12 protein-coding genes are annotated in these 12651 nt (G+C 72.5%); all 12 read left to right on the top strand.

Translation table 11 applies throughout. The annotated features are described in order from the left end of the window. The first annotated feature begins 46 nt into the window (after positions 1 to 46). The 12 genes from infB (at position 47) to rpsO (ending at position 12419) form a co-directional block, all read left to right on the top strand. A complete protein-coding gene (gene infB / locus ABD126_RS15750) occupies positions 47 to 3124 on the top strand; it encodes a translation initiation factor IF-2 (RefSeq protein WP_343934557.1) in 3078 nt (1025 codons plus the stop codon). A 65-nt stretch (positions 3125 to 3189) separates the two neighbouring features. Further along, positions 3190 to 3486: a DUF503 domain-containing protein gene (locus ABD126_RS15745; protein ID WP_041315031.1), complete on the top strand. Its 297-nt coding sequence runs from the start codon at positions 3190 to 3192 to the stop codon at positions 3484 to 3486. Positions 3487 to 3534: 48 nt separating this feature from the next. Further along, positions 3535 to 3984 (top strand): 30S ribosome-binding factor RbfA, encoded by a 450-nt coding sequence (gene rbfA / locus ABD126_RS15740; protein WP_343934556.1) that lies wholly within the window; start codon positions 3535 to 3537, stop codon positions 3982 to 3984. A gap of 10 nt (positions 3985 to 3994) precedes the next feature. Then, positions 3995 to 4981 carry a DHH family phosphoesterase gene (locus tag ABD126_RS15735; RefSeq protein ID WP_343934555.1) on the top strand — a complete coding sequence of 329 codons (987 nt, stop codon included), beginning with the start codon at positions 3995 to 3997 and terminating at the stop codon, positions 4979 to 4981. Between the two features lie 779 nt (positions 4982 to 5760). Next, positions 5761 to 7017 (top strand): MATE family efflux transporter, encoded by a 1257-nt coding sequence (locus tag ABD126_RS15730; RefSeq protein WP_343934554.1) that lies wholly within the window; start codon positions 5761 to 5763, stop codon positions 7015 to 7017. A gap of 84 nt (positions 7018 to 7101) precedes the next feature. Continuing rightward, complete coding sequence (locus ABD126_RS15725; RefSeq protein ID WP_343934553.1) at positions 7102 to 8421, top strand: MFS transporter; 1320 nt, start codon at positions 7102 to 7104, stop codon at positions 8419 to 8421. Positions 8422 to 8432: 11 nt separating this feature from the next. Then, positions 8433 to 9329 carry a tRNA pseudouridine(55) synthase TruB gene (truB, locus tag ABD126_RS15720; protein ID WP_380566990.1) on the top strand — a complete coding sequence of 299 codons (897 nt, stop codon included), beginning with the start codon at positions 8433 to 8435 and terminating at the stop codon, positions 9327 to 9329. A 100-nt stretch (positions 9330 to 9429) separates the two neighbouring features. Next, a complete protein-coding gene (locus ABD126_RS15715) occupies positions 9430 to 10005 on the top strand; it encodes a hypothetical protein (protein WP_343934551.1) in 576 nt (191 codons plus the stop codon). A 42-nt stretch (positions 10006 to 10047) separates the two neighbouring features. Next, positions 10048 to 10974 carry a bifunctional riboflavin kinase/FAD synthetase gene (locus tag ABD126_RS15710; RefSeq protein WP_343934550.1) on the top strand — a complete coding sequence of 309 codons (927 nt, stop codon included), beginning with the start codon at positions 10048 to 10050 and terminating at the stop codon, positions 10972 to 10974. Positions 10975 to 11068: 94 nt separating this feature from the next. Beyond that, a complete protein-coding gene (locus ABD126_RS15705) occupies positions 11069 to 11554 on the top strand; it encodes a helix-turn-helix transcriptional regulator (RefSeq protein ID WP_343934648.1) in 486 nt (161 codons plus the stop codon). 1 nt (position 11555) lies between these two features. Further along, positions 11556 to 12032 (top strand): 2'-5' RNA ligase family protein, encoded by a 477-nt coding sequence (locus ABD126_RS15700; protein ID WP_343934549.1) that lies wholly within the window; start codon positions 11556 to 11558, stop codon positions 12030 to 12032. Positions 12033 to 12149: 117 nt separating this feature from the next. Next, a complete protein-coding gene (gene rpsO, locus ABD126_RS15695; protein ID WP_121226692.1) occupies positions 12150 to 12419 on the top strand; it encodes a 30S ribosomal protein S15 in 270 nt (89 codons plus the stop codon). Positions 12420 to 12651 lie beyond the last annotated feature (232 nt).

Raw genomic sequence — 12651 nt, 5'->3', positions numbered from 1 at the left:
ACGAGGTCGACGGGACTGCCGCCGGCCTCATCACCAGAGGAGTGCAGTGGCAGGTAAGGCCCGTGTGCACGAGCTCGCGAAAGAGCTCGGTGTCACTAGTAAGGAACTGCTCACGAAGCTCGCCGACCAGGGCGAGTACGTGAAGTCCGCGTCCAGCACCGTCGAGGCCCCCGTGGCCCGGCGGCTGCGTGACGCTTACGCCGCGAAGTCCGAGGCGAAGCCCAAGCCGGCCGGCGCGCGCCCCGCGCCGCCGAAGCCGCAGGCGAGCGCGGCCCCGTCCGAGTCCAAGACCGACGCGAAGCCCGCGGCCCCGGTCGGCAAGCCGGGCCCGCGCCCGGTGCCCGGCCCGAAGCCGCAGGCCCCGAAGCCCGCGCCGAAGCCGGCTCCGGCCGCCCCGGCCCCGGTGGCGCCCGCCGCCCAGGCCCCGGCCGCGCCGGCCACCCCGGCTCCGGCCCCGCAGGCCCCGGCCGCGTCCACCCAGGCCCCGTTCCAGGCTCCGACCCCGCAGCAGCAGGGTCCGAAGCCCGGTGGCGCGCCGCGTCCCGGCCCGCGTCAGCAGCCGGCCGCCGCGCAGGGCGGTCCGTCCGTCGTGCCGCCGAAGCCGCAGGCCCCCAAGCCCGCGGGTCCGCGCGCGCCGCGTCCGGGCAACAACCCCTTCGGCGTGGGCGGCGGCGCTCCGGCTCCGCGTCCGGCCCCGCCGCGTCCTTCCCAGCCCGGTCCCGACCGCGGCGAGCGCGGCGGCGCGCCCAAGCCGGGCGACCCGCGTCCGGCCGGCCCGCGTCCCGGTGACCCGCGTCCGGGCGGTCCCCGTCCCGGCGGCGGCGCCGGCTCCGGCGGTCCGCGCCCGAACCCGGGCAACATGCCGCCGCGGCCGAACCCGGGCATGATGCCCGGTCGTCCGGCCGGTCCGCGGCCCGGTCCCGGCGGCGGTGGCCGTCCGGGCGGTGGCCCCGGTGGCGGTGGCCGCGGTCCCGGTGGCGGCGGCGGTCGTCCCGGTGGCGGCGGTGGCGGTGGCTTCCGCGGCGGTCCCGGTGGGGGCGGCGGCGGTGGCGGCTTCCGTCCCGGTGGTGGCGGTGGCGGTGGCGGTGGCTTCCGCGGCGGCCCCGGTGGCGGCGGCGGTGGCGGTGCCCCGGCCGGCGGTGGCGGCTTCCGCGGTGGCGGCGGTCGTCCCGGTGGCGGTGGCCCCGGCGGTCGCGGTGGCGCGGCCGGCGCCTTCGGTCGTCCGGGTGGTCCGGCGCGTCGCGGACGCAAGTCCAAGCGGCAGAAGCGCCAGGAGTACATGGACAACATGCAGGCGCCTTCGGTCGGTGGCGTCCGCCTGCCCAAGGGCAGCGGCGAGACCATCCGCCTGCCGCGCGGCGCCTCGCTGACCGACTTCGCCGACAAGATCAACGCCAACCCGGCCTCGCTGGTGCAGGTGCTGTTCCACCTCGGCGAGATGGTCACCGCGACGCAGTCGGTGTCCGACGAGATCCTGGAGCTGCTCGGCTCCGAGATGAACTACGTCGTGCAGGTCGTGTCCCCCGAGGAGGAGGACCGCGAGCTGCTGGAGACGTTCGACATCACCTACGGCGACGACGCCGGTGGCGAGGAGGACCTCCAGGTCCGCCCGCCGGTCGTCACCGTCATGGGTCACGTCGACCACGGCAAGACGCGCCTGCTGGACACCATCCGCAAGGCGAAGGTGGCCGAGGGCGAAGCGGGTGGCATCACCCAGCACATCGGCGCCTACCAGGTCCGCACGGAGCTGGAGGGCACCGAGCGCCTCATCACCTTCATCGACACCCCGGGTCACGAGGCGTTCACCGCCATGCGTGCCCGCGGCGCCAACTCGACCGACATCGCGGTCATCGTGGTGGCGGCCGACGACGGCGTCATGCCGCAGACGGTGGAGGCGATCAACCACGCCCAGGCGGCCGAAGCGCCGATCGTGGTCGCGGTCAACAAGATCGACAAGGAGGGGGCCAACCCCGCCAAGATCCGCCAGCAGCTCACCGAGTACGGGCTGGTCGCCGAGGAGTACGGCGGCGACACCATGTTCGTGGACATCTCGGCCAAGCAGGGCATCAACATCGACGGCCTGCTGGAAGCGATCCTGCTGACCGCCGACGCCTCGCTCGACCTGCGGGCCAACCCGGAGATGGAGGCGCAGGGCGTCGCCATCGAGGCGCACCTCGACCGCGGTCGCGGTCCGGTCGCCACGGTCCTGGTCCAGCGCGGCACGCTGCGCGTGGGCGACTCGATCGTGGCGGGCGCCGCCTACGGTCGCGTGCGCCGCATGGTGGACGAGCACGGCGTGGACGTCACCGAGGCGTACCCGTCGCGTCCGGTCCAGGTCATCGGTCTGACCTCGGTGCCCGGCGCGGGCGACACCTTCCTCGTGGTCGAGGAGGACCGGGTGGCCCGGCAGATCGCCGAGCGCCGCCAGGCCCGCAACCGCAACGCCATGAACGCGGCGAAGCGCAAGCGCGTCAGCCTGGAGGACCTCGACGCCGCGCTGAAGGAGACCAGCCAGCTCACGCTGATCATCAAGGGTGACAACTCGGGTACCGTCGAGGCCCTGGAAGACGCCCTGATGAAGATCGAGGTCGGCGACGACGTCGAGCTGCGGGTCATCCACCGCGGTGTCGGTGGCATCACCGAAGGCGACATCAACCTCGCCGTCGCGGGTAGCGCGATCGTCCTGGGCTTCAACGTCCGGGCCGAGGGCAAGGCCACCGAGCTGGCCAACCGCGAGGGCGTGGACGTCCGCTACTACACGGTGATCTACCAGGCGATCGACGAGATCGAGCAGGCCCTCAAGGGCATGCTCAAGCCGGAGTACGAAGAGGTCCAGCTGGGCCGCGCGGAGGTCCGCGAGGTCTTCAAGTCCTCCAAGGTCGGCACGATCGCGGGTTGCATGGTGCTGTCGGGCGAGATCCGCCGCAACGCGCGGGCCCGCCTGCTGCGCGACAACAACGTCGTCCAGGAGAACCTGCCGATCAGCTCGCTGCGGCGGTTCAAGGACGACGCGACCGAGGTCCGCGAGGGCTTCGAGTGCGGTCTGACGCTGGGCAACTACTCCGACCTCAAGGTCGGCGACGTCATCGAGACCTTCGAGATGCGCGAGAAGCCGCGCGTCTGATGTTCTCCCGGCCGCCGGGGGCTCTCCGCGAGGGGAGCCCCCGGCACCACCCACGGTGATCACATTTGTACGTAGGTGCCCTTGAGCTGGACGTGCTGCTCGGCGACGTCCACTCGTTGAAGCAGAAGCGGTCCGTGGTGAAGCCCGTCGTGGCCGAGCTGCGGCGCAGGTTCGAGGTGTCCGTCGCCGAGGCGGGCCACCTGGACCTGCACCGCCGAGCGCTGATCGGAGTGGCGGCCGTCGCCGCCGATGCCGAACATGTCAGGGACGTCCTGGCCGCGTGCGAGCGGCTCGTCGCGGGACGCCCCGAACTGGAACTTCTCTCCGCCCGCCACCGGTTGGTGGGGCCGGAGGACGACTAGCCGGCCGGTCGCCGCGTTCGACCGCCGGGGTGTGAAGGAGGGAGCGCCGTGGCCGACCAGGCACGTGCGCGCAAGCTGGCCAAGCGGATCTCGCAGATCGTGGCCTCCGCGCTCGAACACGAGGTGAAGGACCCGCGCCTGGCGCGCGTGACGATCACCGACACGCGGGTGACCGGCGACCTGCACGACGCGACGGTCTACTACACCGTGCTGGGCGAGAAGCTCGACTCGGAACCGGACCTCGCGGGCGCCGCGGCGGCCCTGGAGAAGGCCAAGGGCGTCCTGCGGACGATGGTCGGCCAGCAGACCGGGGTGCGGTTCACGCCGACCCTGTCGTTCGTGACCGACACCGTGCCCGAAGCGGCCCGGCAGATGGACGAACTGCTGGCCAAGGCCCGCGAGCAGGACGCCGAGGTGGCCCGCCTGGCTTCGGGTGCCGAACCCGCGGGTGAGGCAGACCCGTACAAGGCCCCTCGCGAAGCCGAGGAAGCCGACTAGCGTTCCTGTCGTGTCCACTGACCTGAACGCCCCCCTGCGGGCCGCCGCCCGGACCCTGACCGACGCCACCGACGTGACCCTCCTGGCCCACGTGAACCCGGACGCCGACGCCCTGGGCAGCGCCCTGGCCCTGGGCCTGGTCCTGCACCGGATGGGCAAGCGGGTGCGCGTGTCCTTCGGCGCACCGGACGAGGTGCCGGAAACCCTGCGGGACCTCGACGTCGAGGGCCTGCTGGTCCCGGCCGCCGCCGTGCCCGAGGCCCCGGAGGTGCTGGTCGCCCTGGACACCGGTTCGGTCAAGCGCCTGGGCCCGCTGGCGGACCGGGTGGAGAAGGCCGGCGCGGTGATCGTCCTGGACCACCACGTGTCGAACCCCGGGTACGGCACGGTCAACGTCGTGGACGACACGGCGGAGGCCACCGCGCTGGTGGTGCTGCGCCTGTTGGACGAGCTGGGCGTGGAGCTGGACGAGCCGGTCGCCAGGTGCGTCTACGCGGGTTTGGTGACCGACACCAGGTCGTTCCGGCACGCGTCCTCATCCACCCACCTGGTGGCCGCGCGCCTGCTGGATGCCGGTGTGGACGCGGAGGCCGTCGCCAGGCCGTTGATGGACTCTCACCCGTTCGGGTACCTGGGGATGTTGGCCAAGGTCCTGTCGAAGGCCACCTTGGAACCGGCGGGCGCCGGCGGCTTGGGCTTCGTCCACGCCGTGGTGACGCTGGAAGACGCCGAGGGCTTGCGGCCCGAAGAGGTCGAGAGCGTGGTCGACCTGGTGCGCACCACGGCGGAGGCCGAAGTCGCCGCTGTGCTGAAGGAGTTGCGACCGGCTTATTGGTCGGTGTCACTACGCGCGGTGTCGAAGGTGGACGTCCGCGAGGTCGCGCAGCTGCTCGGTGGCGGCGGCCACCGCCTGGCCGCAGGCTTCACGGCCCGAGGCGAAGCCGACGACGTCCTCACCAAACTACGAGAAGCCCTGAACACCGTCACCAGCGCTTAACACCGGCGCGAAGCGCCGAACGGGCAGTCCACCGGAGGGGACACAACCCAAGCCGGGCTTCTTGCTTGTGTCATCTCCGTATGGCCCGCCCGAAGGGCTACCACATTTTCCCGGGGTTGGGCCAAAAAGTTTTGCGAGGAACGAGCAAAAGTTTTTCGACCAACCCCGGGAAAATGTGGTCGGCTTTGCCGGGTCATGCGGAGATGGGACAAGCAAGAAGCCCCCGCTTTGGTAGTTGTGTCCATCTTCGGTGGCTCGCCCGCCGGCGAGGCTCTTTTACGCTTTGAACTTGCGCTGTCGCTCTCAAGCCCACGCTTCGCGCGTCTAAACGCAACGCGCTCCGCGCTAACTAAGGATGAACGCGCTTCGCGCTTGGAAGCGCTTCGCGCGTTGCGCGAAGCGCTCTAAAGATAAAAGCGGCCGGGAGGCCTCCAGTGGGGGGGAAGGGCCTGCGTGTTCCCCACCGCATGACCTGGCGGAGCCGACCACACTTTTCGGGGGTCGGTCGAAAAACTTTTGCTCGTTCCTCGCAAAACTTTTTGGCCCGACCCCCGAAAAGTGTGGTAGCCCTTCGGGCAGGTCATACGGTGGGGAACACGAAGGCCCCTTGTGGCTGGGAGCCCAGCCCGCCGCTGCGCGGCGAAGTGCCGCGCTTCGCGCGAAGGGTGTGCCGTGCTTCCGATCGGTTGGAGTGTCGGTGGGGCGTGAGAAGGTGGGATGACCGGAGGAGGTGGGCTGTGTCGGAGCGGGTGTCTGCGAGGCGGGTTGTCGGGTTGGCTGTGCCCGCGCTCGGTGTCCTGGCCGCCGAACCCCTCTACGTCCTGGTCGACACCGCCGTGGTCGGTCACCTCGGTGCGCTGCCCCTCGCCGGGCTGGCGCTGGGTGGCGTGCTGTTCACCCAAGTGGCCACTCAACTGACCTTCCTCTCCTACGGCACCACCGCCCGCGCCGCCCGCCTGTTCGGAGCGGGGCGGCGCGCTGAGGCCGTGCAGGAAGGTGTGCAGGCGACCTGGTTGGCGCTGGCCGCCGGGGTGCTCGCCGTGCTCCTCCTCCAAGCCGTCGCCTGGCCGGTGGCCCGGGTCCTCGGTGGGGACGAAGTCGCCGGGCAAGCGGTCGCCTGGTTGCGCATCGCGGTGCTGGGGGCGCCGTTCGTGTTGGTGACCATGGCGGGCAACGGGTGGATGCGCGGGGTCGAGGACACCGTTCGGCCGCTTCGGTACGTGCTCCTCGGCAACGGGCTGTCCGCCGTGCTCTGCCCCGTTCTCGTCTACGGCGCGGACTGGGGGCTCGAAGGCAGCGCGGTGGCCAACGTGGTTGCCCAGGTCGTGTCGGCGGGGTTGTTCTTCCGGGCGTTGAAGGCGGAGGACGTGCCGCTTCGGCCGCAGCCCAAGCTGATGGTCGCCCAACTCGGCCTCGGGCGGGACCTGGTGGTGCGGGGGCTCGCGTTCCAGGCCTGCTTCATCTCCGCCGCCTCGGTGGCCGCGCGGACCTCGGTCGCGGCCGTGGGCGCGCACCAGATCGTCCTCCAGTTGTGGACGTTCCTGGCGCTCGTGCTCGACTCGCTGGCGATCGCGGCCCAGGCGATCGTGGGGCAGGCGCTGGGGGCGTCCCGACAAGAGCAGGCCAAGCGGTTCGCCTGGCAGATCACCGGCTACGGGCTGGTGTTCGGCGTGGTCCTCGGACTGCTGTTCGCGGCGCTGTCCGGCGTGATCCCCGGGCTGTTCACGTCCGACCCGGCGGTGTTGGGCGAGGTGCCGCACGCCTGGTGGTTCTTCGTGGCGTTGCAGCCCGTCGCCGGTGTCGTGTTCGCCCTCGACGGGGTGCTGCTGGGCGCGGGGGACGCGAAGTTCCTCCGGACCGCCACCCTGCTGTCCGCCGCGCTCGGCTTCCTGCCGCTGATCTGGCTGTCCCTCGCCTTCGGCTGGGGGCTGACCGGGATCTGGACCGGACTGTCCGCGTTCATGGCGCTGCGGCTGGTGACGATCCTCCTGCGCACCCGTTCGGGCAGGTGGGCGCGGGTGGGCGCGGTGTGGTGAGACCCACGTACCGGAATTGTTAACACTAGGCAAGTGTTTGCGGATGAACGGGGTGCCGCCGCGAAACCCAGAGGAGTCCGAACCTTGCCGGTCGATCGTGCCACGAAGCGAGCGTGGCTGATCTGGTCCACCGCGGTCGTCGTCTACGTCGCCGCCCTCTTCCACCGCACCTCGCTCGGCGTCGCCGGGCTGGAGGCCGCCGACCGGTTCCACGTCGGGCCGGCCGCGCTCGGCACGTTCACCGTGCTCCAGATCGGGCTCTACGCCCTGATGCAGATCCCCACCGGCCTGCTGGTCGACCGCTTCGGACCGCGCCGGGTGCTCACCGCCGCCGCCCTCCTCATGGGCACCGGCCAGCTGATGTTCGCGCTCGCCGAGTCCTACCCGCTGGGCCTGGCCGCGCGCGCCGTGCTCGGCGTGGGTGACGCCATGACGTGGGTCAGCGTGCTGCGCCTGGCCGCCGCGCACTTCCCGCCACGCAAGTTCAGCGTGGTGATGACGCTGTCCGCCGCGCTGGGTGGCGCGGGCAACCTGGTGGCGACCGTCCCGCTGACCCTGCTGCTGCGGAGCACCGGCTGGACCCTCACGTTCCTGGTCGCGGGCCTGGCGACCGCCGCCTACTCCGCCGTCGTGCTGTGGCGGGTCCGCGAGGCGCCCGAAGGGGTGACGCCGCCGGTCCCGGAGGCGGTGCCGCTGCGGACCGTGGCCAAGCGGGTCGCCTCCGCCTGGCGGGTGCCCGGCACGCGGCTCGGGTTCTGGGTGCACTTCACGTCCATGTCCGCGCCCGCGCTGCTCGGGCTGCTGTGGGGCTTCCCGTACCTGGTCGAGGCACAGGGGCTGAGCCGGCCGCAGGCCTCCGCCGTGCTGAGCGTGCTGGTGCTGGTGGCGATCGCGTCCGGGCCGGTGATGGGCGCGGTCATCGCGCGCAAGCCGGAGTGGCGGATGCCGATCGTCGGCGGGTACCTCGCGGCGGCCCTGGGGTGCTGGGCGGTGCTGCTGGGGTGGCCGGGCGGGGTGCTGCCGACGCCGGTGCTGTACGCGGTGTTCGCGGTGCTGGCGTTCGGGAACCCGGCGTCCGGCGTGGCGTTCGCGCTGGTGCGCGACTACAACCCGCTGCACCGGGTGTCCACGGCGACCGGCGTGGCCAACGTCGGCGGGTTCGGCGCGATCACGTTCGCCGCCCTCGCGGTGGGCGTGGTGCTGGACGTGCTGCCCCCGATGCCCGTCGCGCAGGCCTACCGGATCGCGTTCCTGTCCGTGGTCGCCGTGCTGGTGCTCGGGGTGTGGCGGACGGCCGTGTGGTGGCGCCGGGCGCGGGCCGCCGTGTTCGCCGCCGAGGACCGGGGCGAGCAGGTGCCGGTGCAGATCCGTCGCCGGCGTTGGGACGTGCTGGCGTCGGCCTAAGATGTCCGGTCGTGTCCGCATCATCTTCCGCTGTGCAGCCAGGTCTCGTCGTCGTCGACAAACCCGAGGGCATGACGTCGCACGACGTCGTGGCCAAGGTCCGCCGCATCCTCGGCACCCGCAAGGTCGGGCACGCGGGCACGCTCGACCCGATGGCGACCGGCGTCCTGGTGCTGGGCGTGGAGCGGGCGACGAAGCTGTTGGGCCACCTCGCGTTGGACAGCAAGGCGTACCTGTCCACGATCCGGCTCGGCGCGGCCACCACGACCGACGACGCCGAGGGCGAGGTGTTGTCCACTTCGGACGCTTCGGCGGTGCCGGAGGACGCGATCCGCGCGGGCGTCGCCAAGCTGACCGGGCCGATCCAGCAGGTGCCCAGCGCGGTGTCGGCGGTGAAGATCGACGGCAAGCGCGCCTACGCGCGGGTGCGGGCCGGTGAGGCGGTGGAGATCCCGGCGCGGCCGGTGACCGTGCACCGGTTCGACGTGCTGTCCATCCGCCGGGAGGAAGGCGCGACCGAGCTGGACGTGATGGTCGAGTGCTCGTCGGGCACGTACGTCCGGGCGTTGGCCCGCGACCTGGGCGCGGACCTGGGCGTGGGCGGTCACCTGGCCGCGCTGCGCCGCACCCGCGTGGGCCCGTTCGACCTGCGGGTCGCGCGGACCCTGGAGCGGCTGGCGGAGGAGCCGGGGCTGTCGCTGTCGCTGGACGAGGCGGTGGCGAAGGCGTTCCCGCGCCGGGAGATCGCGCCGCGCGAGGCGGTCGCGCTGTCCCACGGCCAGCGCCTGCCGGCCGGCGGCATGGAGGGCACGTACGGCGTGTTCGGCCCGGACGGCCACGTGGTCGCGCTGGCGAAGGACGAGGGCCCGATCGCCAAGCCGCTGGTGGTCCTCACCCCGGCGGGCTGACCTCACCCGGAAGGGTGATATTCGCGCACGGTCGGGTTCGTCGTGCCGAAGCCGCCGTTGGCGGTACTCGCACGCGGCCGACGCGCCTACGGTGGGGCGCATGGCGAGATGGGTGTGGCCCACGGCGGCCGGCGTCGTGACCTCGGCCACCGGGGTGGTCATCAACGTGGCCACCGACCGGGCGGACAGCCTCCTGGCGTGGGTGGGCGTGGTGCTGCTGACCGCGCTCGGGGTCGGGATCGGCATCGCCGCCCAACGAGCGGACCTGCGCCACCGGGAGGCCGCGCGGCACGACCTGCGCCCCACCGCGCCCGCCGCCCCGCCCGCCACGCCGCCCGCCGCCACGCCGCCCGCCGCCGCCCCGCCCGCCGCCGCCCCGCCCGCCGCCGCCCCGCCCGCCGCCGCCCCGCCCGCCGCCACAGCGCCCGCCGCCACAGCGCCCGCCGGCGAGCGGGCCGCTGCCGGTTCGCCGGACCCCGCGCACGCGCCGCCGCCCGAGGTGCCCCGATCCGTCTACAACCACCACCAGGGCAACACCTCCGGCCCCGTCATCCAGGTCGGCTACCTGCACGGCAACCTCAACCAGGGCAACACCGTCGACCAGAGCGCCACCGCCCACGGCGGCAGCACCATCCACCAGGCCGGACGTGACGTGCGCCTCGACCGCGACCGCTGAGTCCGCCCCTCACCGCCCACCACCCGCGGCTAGGCTTCCCCCGTGCAACGGTGGCGAGGGCTGGAACACCTTCCGGGCGGCTGGGGTCGCTGCGTCGTGACGATCGGCGTGTTCGACGGCGTGCACCGCGGGCACCAGGCGCTGATCAACCGCGCCGTCGCGATCGCCCGCGACAAGCAGGTGCCGTCCGTCCTGATGACCTTCGACCCGCACCCGTCCGAGGTCGTCCGGCCCGGCAGCCACCCCGCCCAGCTGACCTCCCTGCGCCGGCGCAGCGAGCTGGTCGAGGAGCTGGGTGTGGACGTGTTCTGCGTCATCCCCTTCACCGTTGAGGTGTCGCGGATGCCCGCGGACGAGTTCGTGCACGAGGTGCTGGTGGAGCAGCTGCACGTGGCGGCCGTCGTGGTGGGGGAGAACTTCACGTTCGGCAGCAAGGCGCTGGGCAACGTCGAGTTGCTGCGGCGGCTCGGGCAGCGGTTCGGTTTCGTGACCGAGGGGGCGGACCTGGTGACCGACGACGGTGTGACGTACTCGTCCACCTACATCCGGGCGTGCATCGACGCCGGTGACGTGAAGGCCGCGGCGCACGCGCTGGGCCGCCCGCACCGGCTGGAGGGCATCGTGGTGCGCGGCGACGGGCGCGGCAAGGAGCTCGGCTTCCCCACCGCGAACCTGTCCACGACCCGGTTCGCGGCGGTCCCGGCCGACGGCGTCTACGCCTGCTGGTTCGTCCACTCCGACGGCCGGCGGCTCAAGGCGGCCGTGTCGGTGGGCACCAACCCGACGTTCAGCGGTCGCGAGCGGCGCGTGGAGGCGTTCGTGCTCGACGTGGACGAGGACTTCTACGGGCAGCGGGTCGCGCTGGACTTCGTCGAGCGGCTGCGCGGCATGGAGAAGTTCGACACCGTCGAAGCCCTGCTGGAGCAGATGCACCGCGACGTCGAAGAGGCCCGCGGGTTGCTGGCGTGAGGGCTTTGGGCTAGCTGGGTGGAACCACCCGTGGGCCGGCGGCCCACCTGGCAAGATGCCTGTCACGTCCAAGCCGGTCAGGGGAGAGGCGAAGGTGGAGGACCACAAGATCGTCCAGCGCAACCTCGCGTTGCAGCGCGAGTGGTACGGGGAACCCCTGGGGGACCGGGTGCGGCGGCTGGTGGTCGCCTTCCGGGTGTCCCAGGCCCAGTTGGCCGACGTGCTGGGGATCAGCGCGCCCATGCTCAGCCAGGTCATGAGCGGGCGCCGCGCCAAGATCGGCAACCCGTCCGTGCTCGCGCGGATGATCATGCTGGAGCGCAAGGTCCTGACCCCCGACGTGGCCACCGGCGCGCCCGAGGCGTTGCAGCGGGCCCTGGACGAGGTGCGCGACTCCAAGCCCACGGTCAGCCGCGACTCGCTGCCGGTCAACGGCGCGGACGACGAGGCCGTCGTGTTCCCGTACCTGCGCCGCGTCGCCGACCGGCGGGAGCTGTCGCAGGCGGCGGACATGCTGCGCGACGACTTCCCGGCGCTGGCCGAGCTGCTGCGCCGCGCGGGCAAGGGCCGCGACGGCTGACGTGCGGCTGTTCACCGGCGTCTTCCCGCCCGACGCGGTGGTGCGGGAGCTGACCGCGGCGCTGGCGCCGGTCCGCGCCGCGCACCCCGGGCTGCGCTGGGTCGCGCCCGGTCGCCTGCACGTCACGCTCCGCTTCCACGGTGACGACGCGGAGCCGGGCGGGCAGCTCGACGCGCTGGCCGGCCTGCCCGCGCCGACGGTCCGGCTGGCGGGCTGCGGGCACTTCTCCGGGGTGCTGTGGATCGGGGTGGAGGGGCCGCTGGAACCGCTGGCGGCAGCCGCCGGGACGCCCCTGGACACCTGGCGTCCACATCTGACGGTCGCCCGCGCCCGCGGCCGGCGCACCCGTTGGCCGCACGTGGAGTTCACCGGTCGTGAGTGGACCGTGGGCGAGGTGGCGCTGGTGCGCAGCGACCCCGCGACGGGGTACGAGGTGCTCGACCGGGTGCCCTTGAGCACGTCGAACGCCCCGGACTAGCGACTACTGGTAACCTCGACAGTTGGGTCTGGCTGCGGTCCGTGGCGGCCATGACCGACTACCCCCGGCGACGGGGGCCGCACGGAACACGTCAAGGTAACAAGGAGTAGCGGGAACGTGGCACTGACCACCGAGCAGAAGAAGACCATCCTCGCCGAGTACGGCGTCCACGACAAGGACACCGGCTCCGCCGAGGCCCAGGTCGCGCTGCTGAGCAAGCGCATCGCGGACCTGACCGAGCACCTCAAGCAGCACAAGCACGACCACCACTCGCGTCGTGGTCTGCTGCTGCTGGTCGGCCGTCGCCGCCGGCTGCTCAACTACCTGCAGAAGGTCGACATCCAGCGCTACCGGTCGCTGATCTCGCGGCTCGGCCTGCGCCGGTGACCACCGCCGAGGGGGAGTGACCGGTCCGGTCGCTCCCCCTCGGTGCAGTACCAGCGGTACAACGAAACAAAGAGGATAGGGACGCAACGCACGCGCGGCGCACGGGACGACAGTTCGCCGGTCCTCGGTAGTGGCCCCCTGGCAGTGGAAAAGACCAGGGGACTTCGATCGAAGACCGGCCTCGTCCGAACCGCGACCCCGCGCCCGAACGCGCGCTGCGGCCCGCATGACG

The sequence above is a fragment of the Saccharothrix mutabilis subsp. mutabilis genome (assembly GCF_039521145.1).
Classification (GTDB): Bacteria; Actinomycetota; Actinomycetes; order Mycobacteriales; family Pseudonocardiaceae; genus Actinosynnema; species Actinosynnema mutabilis.
The sequence above is the reverse complement of the archived record's forward strand: the minus strand, read 5'-3'. Positions and strand labels throughout refer to the sequence as shown.

What these genes read in the sequence shown, in the direction of transcription:
- ABD126_RS15715 (WP_343934551.1), top strand. Translation starts at nt 9,430, where the DNA reads ATGGCGAGATGGGTGTGGCCCACGGCGGCCGGCGTCGTGACCTCGGCC.